We start from the raw sequence: 19,741 nt of genomic DNA on the forward strand, positions 1-19,741 counted from the left end.
CGCGGAATGGGAGGGGTGCTGCCCAGTTCCCGGAGCGATCGGGCAGGGTGGAGGTCATGTTTTCCGATCATCAAGAGTGCGACGTGGTCGTCACCGCCGTGGCGCCCGTAGGGACCGCCATCCACGCGCAGGGGTACGACGGTTTCATCGACCAGGCCAAGCACCCCTCATGGCGCTCGGACGCTCCCCGTCCCTCGGTCGGCGACCGGATGCGCGCGGTGGTCCTGGACTCCACCAGGAAGCCGCCGCGGTTCAGCGCCCTGCCGAGCGACATCCGGATCGCCCGGAGCCTGCGCTGCACCGAACCCCTGATGCGGCTCTGCCCGCCCCCGCTCCCCGAAGATGCCCGGGCCGTCGAGTGGGACGCCGTGGAGGCGGCCTTGGGCATCGTCCTGCCGGCCGACTACAAGCGGCTCGTCGAGACGTACGGCGGTGGCCAGTTCGCCGGAATGCTCTGGCTGCTGGAACCGGGCTGCCCGGAAGAGATGTACGACCTGGTCGCCCAGACCGCGGAACGCGAGGAGACCCTCGCCGACCTCTGGGACGCGGGCGAGGCCAAGCCGCCGGAACTCCATGACGGCGCCGCCAGGCTGGTGCCGTGGGCGTACGTGGAAGGCGCGGGGCACATGCTGTACTGGCTGGTCCGGCCCGGTGTCGAGCCGGAGGAATGGACCGTCATCCTCAACGAGGGCCGCGGCCCCCTCTGGGAACCCCATGCGGCATCGTGCAGCCGATTCATCCTTGACGTCGTGGCCGGCACGACGACCTCGACCTACTTCACCGACCACGAGGACACCGCCGACCCGGCGGACAGGACGCGCTTCAGGCCCAATTCGCAAATCCTCAGCTGAAAGGGCGCGGGTGGTGTCGGTGGCGGTCCTGAGACTGCCGCAGCTCCACCGTCGGTACGTGTACGTGTACGTGTACGCGTACGGGCTCCAGCGCGTCCGGCGGTCAGACGTAGCTGAGGATGACCAGCAGGGCCGCGCACTCGGCCAGGATCTGGACGACGACCGCCGCCTGCCGCACCCGGACTACAGGCGCGGCCATGGCGACCACGAACGCCACGGCCGCGACGCCGGCACCCCAGACGAACCAGCGCGGCGACAGCCCGGAGGCGCACTCCTCCCCGTAGTTCAGACAGCGTGCGGCCGACTCCGGCACCAGGGTGAGCAGAAAGGCCGCCACCACGCCCGGTACGAAGAGGGCGGCGGTGATGGCGGACCACAGTCGGCTGTGGTCCCGGGCTGCCGGGGCGGAGAGCGTGTGGTCGGGGGCGGGGGTTGTGTTCATGGCCCCATCCAACCGCTGCGCGCCGGAATCACACAGTCGTCCGGATACTCAGGTCCTGGGTGCGGACGTACTCAAAGAGCTGCGAGCGGGTCTTCCTGATGCGCGCCGTGGCGTTGATGCTGCGGCGGAGGTATCGGCTGTACCGGCAGCCGGCGTCGGCAAGGGCGGGGGTGGTTCCGCGATGGGGCCGGAGCGGGAGCTCGTAGCGACGGTCCGACAGGGGGACGCGAAGGCCTGACGCTCGCGGCGGACGACGACGCGTGCGTGCGGCGCGAGGCCGGCGGGATACTGGTCGTGATCGCGGGTCACAACGGGATCGACGACCTCGCCGGGACCATCGTCGGGCTGCTCCGCGATCCCGAATCCCAGGTGCGGGAACACATCGCCGCGGTCATCAGGCTCTACGGCGACGAAGTCCGCACCCCGGCCGTGGCCGATGCCCTCGCGTGCCTGCGGGACCCGGCCGGCAAGTGAGTACCAGCTCAGCTCAGGCGCCGCGCGGCCTGTGCCAGTGGCCGGCCGGTGACGGACCGGCCGGCCACGCCGTGGTTCAGGGGCAGCCGGAGGTGATGTTGATCGCCACGACGCCGGCGCCGAGGCCGAAGGTCTGGCCCGGGTGGATCTGGTCGATGAAGCCGGTCCCGAACTCCAGGTACGCACAGTCGTCGTGCCGGGCGTTGGTGACCCAGCGGGCCGTACGGGTCTTGGCGCTCGTGGTCTGCCAGCCGACGTCCTTGTACATCGTCAGAATGTTCTCGTTGGAGTCGAGGAAGCACACGTAGGGCCACGGGCACGTCTGGGCGGCGGCGGCCGGGGACGCGGTGGCTGCGGTCAAGCCGGTGGCGGCGAGGACGCCGGCGAGTGCGAAGGAAGCGAACTTCAGCCTCTTGAACATGATGGATCTGCCCAATCTTGAGATCTCAAATGAAGGGGGAAGGGGAGGGCGGAGGGAGGAGGTCGTCTGGCTTCGCCTGCCTCTACGGGCGTCCCCGCCCGGGGAGGTCAGTTGAAGTCGCCCGGGATGTAGTTCCAGCACCAGCCGTGGCTGCCCGTCAGCGGGGAGCCGTTGTAGTCCTGGTCGCCCAGGGTGAGCAGGCGCGAGCCGGTGGCCGGACCGACGACGCCGTCCTGGCCGAGGCCGACCATCTTCTGGAACCACCGGACGTTGGCGTCGGTCCTCGGGCCCCAGGAGCTGTCCTCGGAGAGGGTCCGGTAGGGCGGCGGCGTCGTGATGGTGCCCTGGGCGTAGAGCTGGTTCACGAGGAAGTTGATGTTGTGCTGAACGCACCACACACCGTTCCCGGAGGTGGTGCGGCCGTATCCCAGATAGGGCGCACCAGGGGCGGCGCTCGCGGCCCCCGCCGTACCCAGCAGTACCGCCCCCGCCACGGCGAGAGCGGCAGCGTTCCTGGCGAGCTTGGTCCCGATGGACATGGAAATCAATCTCCTTACCTATGCGCCCTGTTCAAGACACATGGCTTGATCATATAGCCCAAATGTGCGACTGCGAGCCTGCGTTGAAGGCAGGAGGGCAGGCAGGCAGGCCGCCATCGCCGGGCATGTCGCGGCCCTGGCCGGCGATCCCCGCCCCTGGCAGTCGGCTCGATGGCGCCGGTCGCCTCGTCGGCATCCAAGGGCGGGCTCGCTGTGAGGCAGGCGGGTCTCGGGAGCGCAATAACCGATATGCGGAACGGCGGAATGCATGGAAAGCCATACGGCCAGCCGTCATGGATTCAGCCGCAGGGGCCATGACGTGCCAGGTAAGTCAAGACTTACTTTCAGAGAACTCGGACCGTATGGTGTGGCTCGAATCGAAGGAGCCGAAGAATCCAAAGAATCCGAAGAAGTCGAAGGAGCCCCCTGTTGTCGGAAGTGAATGATCCTGCTGTGCGAGCCGTTGAATCGGAGCGGGATTATGTGTCCTCCTTGTACGAGTTGCTCACCGAGCGGATTTCCGAGGCGCGAGTACACCGGGCGAGCGTGCTGAAGGCCCCGGCGGAAAGCCCCGGTGAGGCATACGAAAGAGAAATCACCGCCGAGCGTCTGGCCAAGGAAATCGGCCGGCTGGAGGGCGCCGAAAAGGGGCTGGTCTTCGGGCGCATCGACTGGACGGACGGCACAGCCCTGCGCATCGGTCGGATCGGACTGCATACGGAGGAGGACGAGCTGCCTCTGCTCGTGGACTGGCGCGCGAACGCGGCGCGGCCCTTCTACGAGGCGACTGCGGTCCACCCGATGGACCTGCGGCGGCGCCGGCACCTGCGCCTCGAGGGGCGCACGGTCGTCTCGGTGAGCGACGAGCTGCTGGACGGGACCGCCCCGACCGACGAGGACGTCGTGGGGGACGGCCCGTTGACCGAGGCTCTGTCGGCACGGCGTACGGGCAGGATGCACGCGGCCGTCGCGACGCTGCAGGCCGAGCAGGACGAGGTCGTCCGCTCCGCCCACCGCGGGGTGACCGTGGTGCAGGGCGGGCCCGGCACCGGCAAGACGGTGGTCGCCCTGCACCGGGCGGCCTACGTCCTGTACGCGTTCCCGCGCGCCGCGGAGGAAGGTGTCCTGGTCGTGGGCCCGAACGCCCGGTTCCTCGACTACATCTCCCAAGTCCTTCCCTCGCTCGGGGAGAACGACGTCGCTCTGGCGACCTGCCGGGAACTGGCCGGAGTGTCCACGGACACGGTGGACCCGTTCGATACGGCGCGCCTCAAGGGCAGCTCCGACCTCGCGGACGCCCTGGCCGGTCTGCTGCGCGTCCACCAGGCCCCCGCCGGTGACTTCACCGTGCGGGTCGGACAGGAACTGGTTCGCCTGTCCGGCGAGGAAGTCGCCACGGCACGCGACGCCGCCGTGGCAGCCGTACCGGGGCACAACCCCGCGCGCCAGGTGTTCAGGGAGCTCTTGATCGACGCCGTCACGGACGCGATGCAACGGGACATGGGCGACCTCCTGGAGCAGATCGACGCCGATGCCGCCGCGATGACGGGCCTGGACCTCGACCGGTTCACGGGAGCCGCCCAGCACCGTACCGAAGGCGAGGCCGCCCCGGGTCCGGCCCATGAGCTGGATCTGGACGCGATCCGAGCCGATCTCCTCGACGACGACCCAGGCGTCGACCGAGCGGTCGAGGCGTTGTGGCCGCGGCTGGCACCCGGTGACCTCGTGAAGTCGCTCCTGACGGACGCCGACGCTCTCGCCGAGCACCTGCCCCGCCTGACCGCGCAGGAGCGGTCCCTCCTGCTGCGCGGTCCGAACGACCCGTGGACCGATGCCGACGTGCCGCTGCTGGACGAGTCGGCGAGCCTGGTCGACGGCCCTCCCGACCAGACGTACGGGCACGTCGTCGTCGACGAGGCGCAGGAACTGACCGCCATGCAGTGGCGGATGATCGTACGCCGCTGCCCGGCACGGGCGATGACGCTGGTGGGCGACTTCGCCCAGGCAGGCCCGGTCGCGACGGCACGCGACTGGAAGGAAGCACTGAGCCCCCACGTCGGACCGCGGTTCAAGCTGCACAACCTGACCGTCAGCTACCGCACCACGCAGGAGATCCTGGAGAGCGTCCGGGACCTGCTCACGCGGATCGCCCCGGACCAGAAGCCCACACGGTCTCTGCGAAACGGTGAGAGCCCGCGCACCGTGACCGCACCTCCGGACGGTTCGGTCACCGCCGTCGCCTCGGAACTCCGCCAGCAGAGCGCCGCGCACCCGGGCGAACTGCTGGGAGTGATCTGCGCGGACACCAGGGTGAGCGAGCTGACCGCCCGGGGCATCGCTCACCACGCACGCATCGTGCCCGCGTCCGAAGCACGCGGCCTGGAATTCGACGGGGTCGTCGTCATGAACCCCGAGGAAATCATCGCGGCCCGCCCCGGTGGGGAAAGGGACCTGTACGTGGCCCTGACCCGGGCCACCAAACGCCTGTGCACCATCACCGTCCGGCCTGCCTGACGACTCGGCGCCCCGATGCCGCAGGTACGGCCCGCGACGGGGCGGCGGGAGATCAGGGTGGAGGGGATGCCGGGGTGCGTGGCGATAGAAGGCCTTGAGACCGGTCAGGATTGGAGAAGCCATGGCCGCCGCACGGCGCCTAGCGTGATGGTCATGGCAACCAACGCTTCCACCGCAGCCCACACGTCCCTCGGATCCGTCACCCTTGAGGTCGCCGACCTCGAGGCCGCCCGCCGCTTCTACACCGCCTTCGGCGTGGACCCCCACATTCACCTGAGGGCGTCCGAGATGTCCTCGACCGGGTTCCGTGGCTTCACGCTGGCGCTCACGGTGTCCGGGCCCGCCACCGTCGACAGCTTCTTCGGCGCCGCAGTGGCAGCCGGTGCCACGGTCCTCAAGCCCACCGCGAAGTCACTGTGGGGCTACAGCGGCGTCGTCCAGGCCCCGGACGGGACGATCTGGAAGATCGCCACCGGAGCGAAGAAGAACACCGGCCCCGCCACCCGTCAGATCGACGACATCGTCCTCCTGATCGGCGTGGAGGCCGTAAAGGCCACCAAGCAGTTCTACCTCGACCGGGGCCTGAGCGTGGCCAAGAGCGTCGGCAGCAAGTACGTCGAGTTCACCCCCGGCCAGCCCGGCGCCGTCAAGCTGGCCCTGTACAAGCGCCGCGCCCTGGCCAAGGACCTCGGCGTCCCCGCCGAGGGCACCGGCTCACACCGCATCACCCTCGGCAGCACCACAGATGCCTTCACCGACCCGGACGGGTTCACCTGGGAGACGGCCGCGCCGCTCGCTTGACCGGCACGCACACCAAGATCAGGCAGGATCCGTAGCCAACCAGCACGCCGAACAAGGAGAAGATCATGAAGTTCCGGGCCCACGTCGAGCCACCCGAGCCCATGCGAGGCCTGGAAGTCCCGCCCGAGGTGGTAGCAGCGCTCGGCGCGGGCGCACGGCCACCGGTGACGATCACCATCAACGGGCACTCCTGGAAGAGCCGGATCGCCTTCCTGCGCGGCCGCCACCTGATCGGCCTCAGCAACGCCAACCGCCAGGCCGCAGGCATCACAACCGGCGACGAGGCCGAGATCGAACTCGACCTCGACACCGAGCCGCGCGTCGTCATCGAGCCCCCGGACTTCGCCCAGGCCCTGGACGAGGACCCCGCCGCCCGCGCCGCCTACGACAATCTCGCCTACAGCCACAAACGCGAGCACGTACGCGCCATCGAAAGCGCGAAGAAACCCGACACACGCCAACGACGCATCGACAAGGCCATCACCACCCTCCGAGGCTGATTCGCTGAGGCCTGCCCCTGCCCAATTCGGAGTCCGAGCCGGTCGTGCGGTTCGTGCGGTTCCTCCTCCTCAGCGCAATTGCTCGGCCAGTCCGACGATGATGCCCTCCGGGCCGCGGACGTAGCAGAGCAGGTAGCTGTCCTCGAACCGGGCGATCTCGCCGACGAGCTCGGCGCCGTGAGGGCGCAGGCGGGCAACGGTGTCCTCGAGGTCGTCGACGGCGAACATGACGCGGTGCGTGCCCAGAATGTTGTGCGGCCGGTTGCGCGGCTCTGCACTGATCGCCGCGGGGCTGCGGTACTTCGCCAGCTCGAGCCGGCTGTGACCGTCCGGGGTCCGGACCATCGCGATGTCACAGCGGACGCCGTCGAGCCCGGTGCACTGGTCGGCGACGAGGCCCTCGACCTGCGCCTTGCCTTCCAACTCCATTCCGAGTTCCACGAAGAACGCGATGGCGGCGTCCAGGTCCTCGACGACGATGCCGACGTTGTCCATCCGCTGAATCGCCATGCTGGCTTCTCCTTCTTCCTCGTGCGGCCGGTAGCAGCCGCGGATGCCCCTGGGACGGAGCCGGTGGCACGTTCTCGACATCCTCCGACCACCGAACTCCGAGAGATCTGGATCGCGCCTCTCGGCACCGCTGCGGCAGGCCCGCGAGCCAGGCGCCACCACTGAGACCGAGCGCGGCGCAGGTGCCCGCTCCCGTGAGGACGATCAGCCGCAGCACGCCGTCCCCGCTCTTCAATACTTCCTCGACGGATGCCAGCGCGCGCTTGAGGATTCCGAGATCTCGATGCTCGCCCTCCACCTCCTCCACGCGAACCTCGGACGCGATGACGCCTTGATCCTGCCGGTTCCGCACTTGTTCAATCAGCAGATGAATGACCAAAGAGAGTTTGGTGTGCAGGAGCTGGCAAACCGCGCCGAATTGACGGCAAACGTTGTACGAGGGGTACTCGCGGGGGAAGCCCCCAGCGAGGGGCTCCTCCGGCAGATGGCGCCTGTCGTGGGCTTCCGCGCCGTCGATCTGTTCATCCTCGCGGGACTGGCGGTCCCGGAGGACATGGCACCGTTGGATGCCGCGGCCGAGCGGTGGGCACCGTCCATCGTGATGGATGCCGTCCACCTGCCTTCTGCCGAGCGGCGTGAACTCCTGCAGCTCATCCGCTCACTGCCGCAGGAGAAACGACTTTCCGTCTTCGCCGTGAAGCGGCTCGCGGCCCATGCCGGTCCAGGCGGTTGGGTCATCCGCATGCTCCAGTACCGCAACCTGGGCTGGTCGGGCATGGCGAAGGTCATGGCAGTGGTGACGCCGACCTACCTGGCGGCGTCCACCTACGGTGTGATCGGCGACGGCCGCAAGGAATTGACGCCCCGCTTGGTGACGGATTTCGCAGCCCTGCTGGGGATCGACGCCGAAGACCTGGCCACGCTGACGGGCGTACACCTGCGTGAGCTGCCGCCGGTCCCGGCCCCGGAGGCGACGGACGCCGCCGTCCTGTTGTGGGAGGTGCGGCGCCTCTCCGCCGCCCAGGCACAGTACGTCGCCGAGCTGGCGCGCTCCATGCGCGGGGACTCCGCCAGGAAGTACTTCGTCCACCTGCCCGGGTCCTGACCCCTGCCGGGCACCCGCCCGTCGGCGTACGTGAGAGGAACCCGTACGCTCCGGGCATGAGCGAACGCGTCGGCTACGCGAGATGGAGTATGGACCAGCAGGACCTCACCACCCAGCGCCAGATCCTCCGCAGCCTGGATGTCCCCGAGGGCCGGATCCAGCCCACGCGCACCGCCCGCCAGCAGAACGCAGCCGCGCCTGCGGCCTCCAGCGGGCAGTGACGTGCTGCCCTACGTCTACCGGGTCACCAAGTACGACCCCGCCGACCGCGACGATCACGGCCACTACGCCGGCACTGAGCCCGCGATCAGCGACCACGGGCCGGTCGAAGCCGCCTACCTGCGGGCCGTCGCCGCCTTCGCCGAGGACACCGGCGTCGACCAGCTGTCGATCCGCGAGCCGCAGCTCGGCGGCTTCGCCCACTCCGGTCTGGAACCACCGGTCGACGGCTACGGCCTGGCGGGCCTCTTCCCCGTCGGTCCCGCCGGTCCCACAGGCCCCACCGGCCCCGCCGGGTTTCACGACGGCGCACTGGTGCCGATCGGTGTCGGCCTGGAACTGGTCCGGGCCATGCTCCGCGACAGCGGCGTCTGGTGCCGTCTGGAGGCGGAGGGAGCGTTCACGGTGCACGTCGGCTGGGACCAGTACCTCTACCTCGGCAGCAGTCGGCCCTGCGAAGCAGCGCTGGACCGCACCCGAGCGCTCGGCCTGTTCCCGGAACGCCTGGAGAAGTCGCCGTACGACTTCGCCCCCGACGATCCTGCGTACGTGCAGCGTCCGGCCGACGATGACTTCTGGGGCCGCCTGCACTGGACCCTCAGCGCCTACCGAGCCGTGTTCCTGGAGGAGGTCTTCGCCGCCAACGCCTCCCGGTGGCACCGCCTGACCCGCGACACCATTGAGACCGTGCGCTCCCGGTTGACCCCACGCTCCCAGTTGTCGGTCTGGCCGGACCTGCTCACCGACGTCGACACGGCCGTGGCCGCTCTGCCCGACGAAGGCCTGGTGGAGGTCGTCTGGGAGGACAGGGACGGACAGATCACGAGCACGGTCGTGGACGAGACCCAGTTCGAGGCAGTGACCTCCCAGCTCGCCGGCGCGCGTGCTGCCGGCGTCGTATCCACGTATGTCGGTGAGGACCTTCCCCTGTTCACAGCTGTAGTGCCGGACAGCGACGGTGTCCTGCGCGCTCGCTGGCAGACCGAGCCGACGCCCAGCGACCGGGACTGGGCGTTCCTGAAGACCCTGCGCCGCGGTCAGGTAGTCACCGGCACGGTGACGTCCATCGCAAGCTTCGGCGTCACCTTCGTGGACATCGGCGGCTTCACCGCGATGATCAACATCCCGGAGCTGTCCTGGCGTCCCTTCAACCACCCGTCCGATGTCGTCAGCGTCGGCCAGGAGATCACGGCCGAAGTCCTCGACGTCGACATGGTCTGGGAACGGGTACCGCTGTCGCTGCGAGCGGTACAGGAGGACCCGTGGCCGCAGGTGGCGCAGCGGATCGGCCAGGTGGTCACCGGACCGGTCACCAAGGTCATGCCGTTCGGAGTCTTCGTCCGCATCGAAGACCGGGAGGACGGCTTCCAAGGGCTCGTGCACACCAGCGAGCTCGATGAATCGCCCGGAGGCGTTGTCGAGGTCGGCGACGCTCTCAGGGTGAAAATCACGGATGTCGATCTCGCGCGTCGTCGTATTGCCCTGTCACAGAGGCAGGCTGACCAGTGACGACGTGGATGCGCTGCTACTGGGACGAGGAAGCCACGTGGTTCTACTTCGAGGTCGACGCCGATGGCTGGGTGACCCAGCAGGTCGAACTCCAAGGTTCTGGGTCGACCCCACGTGCGGCTGCCTCCCTGGACGAATGGCAGCGCGCCCAGCAGACAGGCGGTCTGGGGGAGTTCGAGAGGAACTTCGGAGCCACCGCAGGGCTTCCGGTGTCTCATTGGGAGGGTTACGAGGCCGATCAGCTGACCTCGCAAGAATTCGCGGAAGTCTGGGGGTCTGCCGCACGATCGGGTGACATCTGGCCGTCGATGAAGCGTGCATGAAGGAGAACGGAGCCGGGGCGGCCCCGTGAACCGGGGGAGAAGCTCTGGACGGCCGTCGCGGTAGTCTTCGGCGTCGCGCTCTGCGCGGGCGGGCTGCTCGGGATCCGGACGATGGGGGATCCGTACCCACCGCTGGTCGGCGCACGGATCGCCGACGGACGGATCACCGTCATGGTGTCGACGTGTTCCGGGTACGAGGTCGTCTCCGTGCGGGTCCACTCCGTGTCCTCATCGCGCTCCTCGTCGGGGACGACTTCGGCGATGATCGCGAGGGCCTCGGCGAGCTTTGCGCGGGGCACGACCCTCAGACCGTTCCCCGGGTCCGTCGCAAGCGGTCACGCAGCTTCCGCCATGACTGCGTCACGTCCGAAAGCAGAAAGGCCGTCCGAATCGCCAGTGTGCTGGGCGGGACGTGGGTGTTGTCGTAGTACGGTTCCGCCGCCAGCGGAACGCTTTGCGCGTGATATCGGAATTCCAGTCTCAGGTCACCCGAGGCGGGGGCCAGCGAGTCGAGGCGCCGCTCACGATCCGCCTCGTCCGTGAACCGTGGGCCTGGCCACTCTGCCGACACCTCTCCGATGGGTGCCTCTCCGTGGGAAGCCCCCTTGTGGAACATCGCCCAGCGGGCACCGCGGTAAGGGGTGCAGTAACGCCTACGGATCACATCGTCCAGGAAGTCACCCAGCGTCATGTCGCCGTCGTAGTCGCTGTCCACCTGGTGCGGTGCATGCACGTCGTCGGCCATACACACGCTTTCTCGCGTGACGATCACTCTCATGGCGGGAACGGTAACCCGGCAACGTCATTATCGTCAATTTGACATAAACTGTTGACTTGGCCAAGGAGGTGCCGACTGCCTACGGGCGGACACCCTCGGAGGCGTGTGCTGAGAAGCCGCTGTTGTGCCGCGCTGGAGGGTGCTCGGCGCGGCCGGACGCGGCGCTGTTGCCCTCCCGGACAGGCAGCCGACGTACCTTCGCGGATCCGCTGCCGCCCGGTTCAGGCGGCAGCGGTGAGCCAGGCCAGTAGCCGCTTCAGGACGAGGATCTCCTCGGGGTTCGCTTCGACGGACAGGGCCGTGCGCAGGGCACGTTCGGCGGTCTCCCCGGCTCCGGCGGCCATCAGCTTTTCGAGAGCCTGCCAGCGTGTCTCGACCGCCGTGCCGCGGGTGGTGCACACCCTGCACCACAGCGGCGTTGCGGCCGATACGTGGCCGAGGCCGATGAGGAGCGAGGCGAGTTCGGTGGACTGGTCGACGGTGAGGGCACAGGCTGCTTCCACACGTTTGACGACCTCGTGCACCGCGGCCCGGCCCCCGACCTGCAGCCACGCGCGGACGACGGCTTCCAGTTCGGGACCGGTCACTCCCGGGTCGGAGAGCAGCCGGGTGCCCAGCTCCATGACGGCCGTGACCTCGTCGTGGTCCGCGAAGAGGGGCAGCAGCCGGGCCCGTAGGGGCATGCCGTCGTACAGGCGGTCGTCCAGAGCCGTCAGTACCTCGGTGCAGGCGCCGGGGCCGCCGTGGGCGAGGACCACCGAGGCTGCGCGGGTGAACGCGGAGTCGCCGCAGCCAGGGTGACTCAGAGCCTTCCGGGCCAGTGGAAGGACCGCCTCGGGGGCCACGGCCGCATCCATGAGTCGCTTCATCACGTCGGCGTATTCGTCGGGTCCGGCCTCAAAGCGTTCGAGCCAGGACGTCACCTCTGCCACCGAGTCGGTACCACCGCTCTCCGCCAGGGCCCACAGTTTGAACGTCCGCGACCGATGGCGCCCCGAGCCCTCTTCCAGGACGGCTCGGACGATCTCGGCCGCCTGACGGGGGTGGCCATCGCGCAGCAGGTCGAATGCGATGGCGGCACGATAGTCGTCGTTCCAGTTGTGCAAGCCCGGCATCATGGCCGCGATCTCGTCGGCTCCCTGCGCTCCGCGGAGCTCCAGCCACAGGCTGATCAGTTCCCCGAGGTCATCGGAATTGATGGTTTCCTCGAAGGCTCTGCGTGCAAGCGATACGGCCTGGGTGGGGAGGCCGAACCGGAACAGGGTCTGGGCCAGGCCCACGAGCGCCCAGGAGTTGATGGTGCCGCGCTCTGCGATTGCCTCAGCCACCTCCGCCGCGGCCTCGGGTCCGGCGATGTCGTACCAGAGTTCTCCCGCACCCCACAGGAGATTCCCGTCCAGGTCCGGCCCGGACAGGACCGAGCGGGCGAACGTGACGAGGCCGTCGACGCTGCCCCGCTCCAGGAGACGGCGTGCCGCCGTCAGCCGCTCCGGGTAGCTCGCTCCGGGGTCGGTGACCACACCACGCAGGATGCCCACGACGAACGCCGAGTCCCCGGGGTCCAGTGACTCCAGATGACTGCAGCAGGCGAGGACGCTCTCGACCGTGCCGTCTTCTTCGGCGAGGACCCGCAGGAGGCGGACCCCCTCGGGCAGGTTGGTGGTGCGTGCGTAAGCCCACGCGGCCTCGGCGCGCAACGGAATGGGCAGACCCTCGGTTCGGGCAATGGCGAAGAGACGCTCGGAGAGCCGGCGGTTGCCGCGGAGCTGGGCCAGCTCCGCGAGGACCTGGTGGTGGGAGGAGGTGAAGTAGGCATGCGCATCCTGATGGTGGGAGAAGTCGAGGAGGCGTTCGATGACGGCGGCCTCCAGTACTTCTCCCAGCGGAACTCCGGTGGTGACCAGCCGAAGGGCCATGATGCGGTGGTTCAGCTCGCCCGCGAGGAGGCGGCGGACGATCACGGTGACGTCGTTGCCCGGACGTCTGGCCCACAGGGCGAGGGTGAACAGGAGCCGGTTGCCGGTCGCCGCGTTCGCGATGGCGGCGGACCAGTCGTCGAAGCCGGGGAAGTCGGCCGGTATCGAGGCGGCCTCGTCGCGAGCCGCCAGGAACTCGGCGAAGGACTGGTGGAGGAAGGAGAGATCGGAGCCGTCGAAGGCGACGACGCCCGACTGTGCGAGGAACTGGCCCAGCTCGCCCCGGGCCCCCGGCGGCCATTCCATGCCGGCCGGCAGGTGCCGGGACAACCAGGTCAGGGCAGCGTCGAGCAGCGAGGGCGGGGGTTGCCGGGAGGTGCGTTCCCAGGCGAGGTGGGTCAGCAGGCGGTCCTGGTGGTCGAGGAGCCACTGGGCCAGGCCGTCGTAGCCCCGTACGGTCCACCGTTCCCGGAAGCGGGCAAGGGCATCGGTGTTGCCCTCGCGTGCGTTTCGCAGGTCGCCCAGGAAATTCTCGTAGAGGTCGACGCGTCCGCGGGGCAGGGGCCGTCCCGGGTTGCGGCTGCGGAACGCCGCGGCGATGGTCGCCAGAAGCGGAACCTGGAGTACTTCCTCCAGGGAGGCGTCGGCGATGTCGGCGAGGAAGTCGCGCGCCTGCCGGAAGGGGTCCGGGTCGCCCTGGGCGGTGAACCAGCGTTCGGCGAAGGCCTGCTGCTGAGCGGTGTCGAAGCCCTTGAGCGTGTAGAAGCCGACGCCCGCCAGGTTCGCGAAGGGCGCCAGTTCTTCCTGGGGCAGGGGCCGGGAGGTGATGACGAGGCGGTACGGGCCGTTCGGCCGCGCCTGTTCGGCCAGCTTCTCCAGAAGCCGGCGGCGGACGTCGGGGGAGGACACCTCGTCCAGTCCGTCGACGACGACGAGCCAGCGGGCACCGTGCGGGCGGCCTTCGAAATGACTGTGGTCGACCGGGCTGTGCAGTGTGCCGGTGCGCGCGGCCGCGCTGCTGAGCTGTCGGCTCCACGGGTGGGGCGTCAGGAGGTCCGAGGAGGTGACCCGGATCGTGGTGACGGCCTGCGGACACCACGGCAGTCCGGCGTCCTCGGCCCGGAGCCAGTACCGGGCGATCTGGCGCACCAGGTGCCGGCCCAGCGTCGTCTTCCCGGCGCCGGGGCCGCCGGTGACGAACAGGTGGTCATGGGAAGTCAGTACGCCGGCGAGTGTGGGAGCCGGCTCCGACGGCGGGGCGACACTCGCACTGTGCCGCGCCGTCCCCGGTGAACCCGCGGGCGGCAGCGGCTGGAAGTCCTGTTCGACGTAGATGTCCGACAGCGGGGGCTTGCGTACGCCGAGGAGGTCGTACGGGAACTGCTCGGCGGCGACGGCCTGGCTGCGAAGCAGATCCTCGAGCCAGGGATCGGGCAGGGGGATGGATTCCCAGGAGGGGGCGGCGCCCGAAGCCCGGCGTCGTTCGGCGAGCTTCTTGCGCTCAAGGGCGCGGCTGGCGCGCAGCCACTTCGAGGTGACCTCGTCGGGGGAGCGGCCCAGCGCCTGGGCGAGGAGCTGTGTGGTCTCCAGAGTCCTCAGTTCGAGGGCTCCGAAGATGTCGTAGAGGGCGTCCTTGCCCGGGAGCGGTCCGGTGCGCCGACGCGAGGTGCGCAGGTCATTGGGAGAGGCGTATCCGGCGGTCTCGAGCTCGCCTTGGAACCACTTGGCCAGATCGAGCAGTTCCGGGACGGGTCGGCGGTCGGTCGTCCTGGGTCGTCCCGCGGGCAAGTGGCTCTCCTTCTTACGGTCCGGTGGGGTGCGCTGGCACCGTGCCTCCGTGCCGGGGGTTTCCTCGGTATTTCCGCAGGCTAGAGGGAAATTGCCCGCTTGGGGGAGCGTTGGCCGCATCAGCCGAACGAGCGAGGAGCGGTGACATGAGCGTGCTGACTGTGCTGGCGTCCCTGGACGGGACGGAGACGTGGCTGGTGGTGGTCGCGGTGGCGGCGGTGGTGCTGTGCGAGCTGGCCAGGCGCTGGTTCTGCCTGCGGACGGTGGAGTGCCGGGAGGCGGAGCACACGCGGCGGGTGATGGCGGCGGTCGGGGGGACCCAGTCGGGCCACCGGGCGGAGGTCGTCCAGGCGTGCGCGGTGCTCGGACCGGGCGGGGGAGCACGTACTCGTGCCCGGAGCCGCCCGACGCCTCGCCAAATGCTTTGAGACTCCGCGCCGCAGGCCTGAAGTGGCACGTCAGCAGGCCTGCTCCCGCACGTGCAGGTACGAATCTGTCGGCGACGGGTGACAAGTGGGCCGTTGGCGTCTGCGGCTGGTGTGGGCTTGCTTCGCTTTGACGGACATCCGAGATCAGGGGCTTGGGCCCCGGAAGGATGATGTCCATCATGGAGAGCATGGCGAAGAAGAAGGTGCGTCCTCGACGCTCGTTCACGGCGGAGTTCAAGGCCGAGATCGGCGGTCTGTGCCGGCGTGGTGACCGCTCGGTCGGCCAGGTGGCCAAGGACTTCGACCTGACCGAGACCGCGGTGCGGAGCTGGGTGCGTCAGGCCGAGGTCGATGCAGGCGATCGGGACGGTCTGACCAGCAGCGAGCGCGAGGAGCTGGCGGTTCTGCGGCGCGAGAACCGCAGGCTGCGGGAGGACGTAGAGGTCCTCAAGCGTGCGACGGCTTTCTTCGCGACGGAGACCCGGTGAACGTGCACCCGTTCATCGAGGCGGAGAAAGCTGCAGGTCACAGCGTCAAGAAGGCGTGTGAACTGCTCGAGGTCTCCCGGACCGCCTACTACGCCCGCCGCACTGGTGTCCCCGGTCCCCGCACGGCGCGAGACGTTGAGCTGACCGAGCGGATCACCACCGTGCACCAGCAGTCACGCGGAACCTACGGATCCCCACGCATTCACGCCGTCCTCAAGCGCGAGGGCGCTGGCTGCGGCCGCAGGTGGGTGGCCCGCCTGATGCGGCAAGCCGGACTCGCCGGCCGCAACCGTCGTCGACGGCACCGCACCACCATCCCCGACCCCCAGGCCGCCACGCGCCCTGACCTGGTCCTCCGCGACTTTCGGCCCGACCCGGCAGCGGTCGACACCCGCTGGTGCGGCGACATCACCTATATCGCCACCGACGAGGGCTGGCTCTACCTGGCCACCGTCATCGACATCGCCTCCCGCCGCGTCGTCGGCTGGGCCACCGCCGACCACCTGCGAACCGAACTCGTCGCCGACGCCCTCGAGGCCGCCTGCCACACCCTGGGCTTGATCCGCTTTGACGGACATCGGAGATCAGGGGCTTTGGCCCCGGAAGGATGATGTTCATCATGGAGAGCATGGGGAAGAAGAAGCCTCGCCCTCGCCGCTCGTTCACGGCGGAGTTCAAGGCCGAGATCGTCGAGCTGTGCCGGCGGGGCGATCGGTCGGTCGGTCAGGTCGCCAGGGATTTCGAGCTGACCGAGACGGCAGTGCGGAGCTGGGTGAGGCAGGCCGAGGTCGACGCCGGCGAGCGGGACGGCCTGACCAGCAGCGAACGCGAGAAACTGGCCGCACTACGGCAGGAGAACCGCAGGCTGCGCGAGGACGTCGACATCCTCAAGCGTGCGACGGCTTTCTTCGCGACGGAGACCCGGTGACGGTGCACCCGTTCATCGATGCGGAGAAAACCGCAGGTCACAACGTCAAACGGACGTGTGAACTCCTCAAGGTCTCCCGGACCGCCTACTACGCCCGCCGCACTGGCACCCCTGGCCCCCGGGCGGTGCGGGACGCCGAGCTGACCAGTCGGATCACCGCTGTTCACCAGCAGTCCCGCGGCACCTACGGTGCCCCGCGCGTTCACGCCGTCCTCAAGCGCGAGGGCGCCGACTGCGGACGCCGCCGGGTCGCACGGCTGATGCGCCAGGCCGGCCTGACCGGCAGGCGCCGACACCGCACCACCATCCCCGACCCACACGCCTCCACCCGACCTGACCTGGTGCTTCGCAACTTCCAGCCCGATTTCGCAGCTCTCGACACCCGCTGGTGCGGAGACATCACCTATATCGCCACGAACGAGGGCTGGCTCTATCTGGCCACCGTGATCGACATCGCCTCACGCCGCGTCGTCGGCTGGGCAACGGCCGACCACCTGCGAGCCGAGCTCGTCGCCGACGCACTGCGGACCGCCTGCCGGACCCGGCGGCCGGCCGGGCCGGTGATCTTCCACTCCGACCGCGGCTGTCAAGACACCAGCCGTGAACTCGCCTTGTTGGCCGCAGAGTTCGGCATTCGTCTGTCGGTCGGACGCACTGGGCAATGCTGGGGCAACGCGCTCGCGGAATCGTTCTTCTCGACCCTCAAGAACGAGCTGGGCGACACCGGCCCCTGGCCGAGCCGGGCTGCCGCACGCACCGCGATTTTCGAGTGGATAGAGAGCTGGTACAACTTGCACCGGCTCCACAGCAGCCTCGGCTACCGCAGTCCTGCCGAGTACGAGGCCGCCCTCGCCGCCTGACCACCACACCAAAGGTGTCCGTCAAAGCGGAACAAGCTCAGTACCGATGTTCTCCGCGGCCGGATGAGTGGACATGCAATGTCTGCCGCCGCACCCCGAGCCTTGTTGATCGGAGGTCGGCACCCCCTGCCTGATAGACGCGCCGTGGTTCAAGCTATGAGCAGACGGAGGCCGAGATCTGCCGCGTTGAGGTGAGCGAGGTCGCTGTTGCGCTCGGCCCACCGGCCGGAGTCGAGGTCGTCGCGGAGGCTGCGCACCGCCCGCCGCTCGGCCTCCGGCCCGACCCTCGTCCACACTGACATCGCACGGCGCACGTGATCCTCCAGATAGGCCCCCGGTCGACGCCAGTACGCCTCGAACAGGCCGTCAGCGCAGTCCCACGGGACAGGCACCGGCTCGGCGCGGGCGCCGATCGCATCGGCCATCCCGGCAAGGGAGGGAAAATCCGCGAGGACGCCGGCGAACTCGGGCAGGTAGTCCCGGGTCAGCCAGAACCGGTCCTGCCATCCAGGCTCGTCGGTGTCGAACGTGAGCACCACCACGTGGCGGGCCACGCGCCGCATCTCGCGCAGCCCCGCTATCGGGTCCCCCCAGTGGTGAACGGTGGAGACGGCCATCGCGACGTCGAAGGAGTGGTCCTCGAACGGCAGGCTCTCCGCGGCGGCGGCCACGCACGGCGCCGAGCCGGCAGGGCGCTGCCCCCGCATGACCGCCGACGGCTCCACCGCGATCACGCTGCGATCAGCAGGCTCGTAGGAACCGGTGCCGGCCCCGACGTTCAGCACCGTCCGCGCGTCCCCGAGCGCGTCCAAGATCTGCGCAGCGATCCGCGGCTCGGTTCGCCGTGTCGCGGTGTAGGCGCCGCCGATCGCGTCGTACAGCCGTGCACCGAGCATCTCCAGCTGCTCCTCCGGTGTCACCTTCAGTCCCTTCGCCCGTGCCTCAAGTTCCCGGTCGATGGCCGCCACCATGGCATCAGCGCGGTCACGGCGCTCCAGCAGCAGGCCTCGCAGTCTGCGCAGGTGTGCGACCGCGTCGGTGGACGAGTCGCCGACCAGTTCCGCAACCTCCCTCAGGCCGAAGCCTAATCGCCGGTAGGCGAGTACCTCGCGCAGCCGCTCCACGTCGCCCGCCGAGTAGGCCCGGTACCCAGCCGCAGTCCGCGCCGACGGCCGAACGAGCCTGATCTGGTCGTAGTGATGCAGCGTACGGACGCTCACGCCGGCCAGCTCGGCCACGCGTCCCACGGTCCAGTGATCTTCCACGCCACCGACTATGCAGCCTGACGCCACGTGAGGGTCAAGAGCTGGCGTTGGCTTTCGAACGGCACGCTGCGCGTCGGCCTCACCCCTGCTGTCTACTCGCCCGCGGCCAGCCCCTCGACGGTGCCAAGGCCTCCCGGTTGCCCCGCCCCAGCGCATGGCCCGCCGCGAGTACGAGAACCGCGTCAACAGCCTCGTGGCCGACACCCAGCCGCAAGCAGCAGAGCTAGGCCGTCTCTTTCGGATCTTGCCGGGTACGCGCCGCCCGGCACCGCACCTCGGCGCACTGCCGCGGCACCCGAGTACGTCCAGTACGCGGGAGCCACGGCAGCGCGCCGAGGCACGCCACCGGACGACGCGGACCAGACCGACAAGATCCGAAAGAGACGACCTAGCCCGCCAAGATCATCCCGTGGCGGGTTTCTGGCGTATCTGGGTCATGCCCCGTGTCAGCCGTCCCGCGCCTCCCGCTCGGCGGCTTCGGCCCTTGAGAGTTGCCACCGCATGGTCTCCGCCTTGCTACGGGCCTCCTCCTGAAGCTCCGGTGTCAGGCCGGAGCGATCCGCAGCTACCTCGGAGGCTTCGGTCCAGGCGCGCAGGACTTCGATGGGACGCTGATGTCCGCAGTCGACCTCGTTGCCCGAACGGTCGTAGACGGTGGCCTCGTAGCCGGTGTTCACCCACACGTTGGCGCCTTGGTCGTGGAAGACGACCTCGAACGGTGCTTCGTCGCGGTCGGCGCCCTTGGGGGTGTCCGTGACGACCGTGAATGCCTCCTCGGGCTTCATCCAGTAGTCCCCGCCCCATGGTTCAACCCAGATCCCCAGGGTCTTCGTGGTGTCGTTGCTCAGCCTTGTCTTCGGCATGGCCGCAGCGTAAGCCGCGACGCTCGGGCCACGGGAGCGTTCTCCCCGCTCCGATTGGTGAGCCAGATCTGCTCGGCTGATGGCTCTGGGCGGCTCACCTCTCGGAGGCGGCCGGCACCTGCCGCCCGTCGACGGCGGACACGGAACGTGCACCCCTGGCCGCGCCGTACGGTCGTGCCCTGGCCGAGCTCCGGTTTGACGACAGGTCCTGGCGCGGAT

Annotated in this window: 22 protein-coding genes; 13 read left to right on the plus strand and 9 right to left on the minus strand. The window is 69.1% G+C overall.

The features are described 5' to 3' along the window. The first annotated feature begins 56 nt into the window (after positions 1–56). Positions 57–851, plus strand: a complete 795-nt coding sequence (locus tag OG490_RS35145; protein WP_330300328.1) for an SMI1/KNR4 family protein — start codon at positions 57–59, stop codon at positions 849–851. A 103-nt stretch (positions 852–954) separates the two neighbouring features. Here the strand turns inward: OG490_RS35145 and OG490_RS35150 are convergent, their stop codons facing one another. Beyond that, entirely contained in the window at positions 955–1,293 is a 339-nt protein-coding gene (locus OG490_RS35150; protein WP_330300329.1) for a hypothetical protein, read from the minus strand. Between the two features lie 264 nt (positions 1,294–1,557). Between OG490_RS35150 and OG490_RS35155 the strand changes: the two genes are divergently transcribed. Beyond that, positions 1,558–1,767: a hypothetical protein gene (locus tag OG490_RS35155; RefSeq protein WP_330300330.1), complete on the plus strand. Its 210-nt coding sequence runs from the start codon at positions 1,558–1,560 to the stop codon at positions 1,765–1,767. Positions 1,768–1,843: 76 nt separating this feature from the next. Here OG490_RS35155 and OG490_RS35160 read toward each other — a convergent pair whose 3' ends face one another. Both OG490_RS35160 and OG490_RS35165 read right to left on the minus strand, forming a co-directional pair. Next, positions 1,844–2,188: a hypothetical protein gene (locus tag OG490_RS35160; protein ID WP_330300331.1), complete on the minus strand. Its 345-nt coding sequence runs from the start codon at positions 2,186–2,188 to the stop codon at positions 1,844–1,846. 107 nt (positions 2,189–2,295) lie between these two features. Then, complete coding sequence (locus tag OG490_RS35165) at positions 2,296–2,727, minus strand: peptidoglycan-binding domain-containing protein (RefSeq protein WP_330300332.1); 432 nt, start codon at positions 2,725–2,727, stop codon at positions 2,296–2,298. Between the two features lie 483 nt (positions 2,728–3,210). Here OG490_RS35165 and OG490_RS35170 point away from each other — a divergent pair, with 483 nt between their 5' ends. The 3 genes from OG490_RS35170 to OG490_RS35180 all read left to right on the plus strand — a co-directional run bounded on the left by OG490_RS35170 (position 3,211) and on the right by OG490_RS35180 (position 6,542). Continuing rightward, the gene (locus tag OG490_RS35170) at positions 3,211–5,241 is read left to right on the plus strand and encodes a HelD family protein (protein WP_330300333.1); all 2,031 of its coding nucleotides are present in this window, start codon (positions 3,211–3,213) and stop codon (positions 5,239–5,241) included. Between the two features lie 147 nt (positions 5,242–5,388). Beyond that, positions 5,389–6,042 carry a glyoxalase gene (locus tag OG490_RS35175; RefSeq protein WP_330301179.1) on the plus strand — a complete coding sequence of 218 codons (654 nt, stop codon included), beginning with the start codon at positions 5,389–5,391 and terminating at the stop codon, positions 6,040–6,042. 65 nt (positions 6,043–6,107) lie between these two features. After that, on the plus strand, positions 6,108–6,542 hold the full coding sequence (locus OG490_RS35180) for a YdeI/OmpD-associated family protein (protein ID WP_330300334.1): 435 nt from the start codon (positions 6,108–6,110) through the stop codon (positions 6,540–6,542). A gap of 69 nt (positions 6,543–6,611) precedes the next feature. Here OG490_RS35180 and OG490_RS35185 read toward each other — a convergent pair whose 3' ends face one another. Then, positions 6,612–7,052: a VOC family protein gene (locus OG490_RS35185; RefSeq protein ID WP_330300335.1), complete on the minus strand. Its 441-nt coding sequence runs from the start codon at positions 7,050–7,052 to the stop codon at positions 6,612–6,614. Positions 7,053–7,335: 283 nt separating this feature from the next. Between OG490_RS35185 and OG490_RS35190 the strand changes: the two genes are divergently transcribed. From OG490_RS35190 to OG490_RS35200, 3 genes are read left to right on the plus strand one after another with little or no spacing between them, the layout of a single operon-like run. Further along, positions 7,336–8,157: a hypothetical protein gene (locus tag OG490_RS35190; RefSeq protein WP_330300336.1), complete on the plus strand. Its 822-nt coding sequence runs from the start codon at positions 7,336–7,338 to the stop codon at positions 8,155–8,157. 56 nt (positions 8,158–8,213) lie between these two features. Next, positions 8,214–8,378, plus strand: a complete 165-nt coding sequence (locus OG490_RS35195) for a hypothetical protein (RefSeq protein WP_330300337.1) — start codon at positions 8,214–8,216, stop codon at positions 8,376–8,378. Position 8,379: 1 nt separating this feature from the next. Next, a complete protein-coding gene (locus OG490_RS35200) occupies positions 8,380–9,885 on the plus strand; it encodes a S1 RNA-binding domain-containing protein (protein ID WP_330300338.1) in 1,506 nt (501 codons plus the stop codon). A gap of 238 nt (positions 9,886–10,123) precedes the next feature. On the opposite strand, the gene OG490_RS35205 is transcribed toward OG490_RS35200, so the two are convergent. The 3 genes from OG490_RS35205 to OG490_RS35215 all read right to left on the minus strand — a co-directional run bounded on the left by OG490_RS35205 (position 10,124) and on the right by OG490_RS35215 (position 14,690). Next, positions 10,124–10,507, minus strand: coding sequence for a hypothetical protein (locus OG490_RS35205; protein ID WP_330300339.1), 384 nt, complete (start codon positions 10,505–10,507; stop codon positions 10,124–10,126). Positions 10,508–10,512: 5 nt separating this feature from the next. Further along, positions 10,513–10,986, minus strand: coding sequence for a hypothetical protein (locus OG490_RS35210; RefSeq protein WP_330300340.1), 474 nt, complete (start codon positions 10,984–10,986; stop codon positions 10,513–10,515). Positions 10,987–11,207: 221 nt separating this feature from the next. Then, positions 11,208–14,690 (minus strand): NACHT domain-containing protein, encoded by a 3,483-nt coding sequence (locus OG490_RS35215; RefSeq protein WP_330300341.1) that lies wholly within the window; start codon positions 14,688–14,690, stop codon positions 11,208–11,210. Positions 14,691–14,836: 146 nt separating this feature from the next. Between OG490_RS35215 and OG490_RS35220 the strand changes: the two genes are divergently transcribed. The 5 genes from OG490_RS35220 to OG490_RS35240 all read left to right on the plus strand — a co-directional run bounded on the left by OG490_RS35220 (position 14,837) and on the right by OG490_RS35240 (position 17,394). Further along, positions 14,837–15,118 (plus strand): hypothetical protein, encoded by a 282-nt coding sequence (locus OG490_RS35220; protein ID WP_330300342.1) that lies wholly within the window; start codon positions 14,837–14,839, stop codon positions 15,116–15,118. A 188-nt stretch (positions 15,119–15,306) separates the two neighbouring features. Next, positions 15,307–15,606 carry a transposase gene (locus tag OG490_RS35225; RefSeq protein ID WP_443065912.1) on the plus strand — a complete coding sequence of 100 codons (300 nt, stop codon included), beginning with the start codon at positions 15,307–15,309 and terminating at the stop codon, positions 15,604–15,606. After that, entirely contained in the window at positions 15,603–16,217 is a 615-nt protein-coding gene (locus OG490_RS35230; RefSeq protein ID WP_330300343.1) for an IS3 family transposase, read from the plus strand. The genes OG490_RS35225 and OG490_RS35230 overlap by 4 nt, the downstream gene beginning before the upstream one ends. Positions 16,218–16,225: 8 nt before the next feature. Further along, entirely contained in the window at positions 16,226–16,534 is a 309-nt protein-coding gene (locus OG490_RS35235) for a transposase (RefSeq protein ID WP_443065913.1), read from the plus strand. Beyond that, complete coding sequence (locus OG490_RS35240; protein WP_330300344.1) at positions 16,531–17,394, plus strand: IS3 family transposase; 864 nt, start codon at positions 16,531–16,533, stop codon at positions 17,392–17,394. Before OG490_RS35235 ends, OG490_RS35240 begins: the two co-directional genes overlap by 4 nt. A 149-nt stretch (positions 17,395–17,543) precedes the next feature. Here OG490_RS35240 and OG490_RS35245 read toward each other — a convergent pair whose 3' ends face one another. Continuing rightward, positions 17,544–18,641, minus strand: a complete 1,098-nt coding sequence (locus OG490_RS35245; protein ID WP_330301180.1) for a MerR family transcriptional regulator — start codon at positions 18,639–18,641, stop codon at positions 17,544–17,546. A gap of 464 nt (positions 18,642–19,105) precedes the next feature. After that, the gene (locus OG490_RS35250) at positions 19,106–19,522 is read right to left on the minus strand and encodes a hypothetical protein (protein ID WP_330300345.1); all 417 of its coding nucleotides are present in this window, start codon (positions 19,520–19,522) and stop codon (positions 19,106–19,108) included. Positions 19,523–19,741 lie beyond the last annotated feature (219 nt).

It is taken from the genome of Streptomyces sp. NBC_00503, assembly GCF_036346895.1.
Taxonomy (GTDB): domain Bacteria; phylum Actinomycetota; class Actinomycetes; order Streptomycetales; family Streptomycetaceae; genus Streptomyces.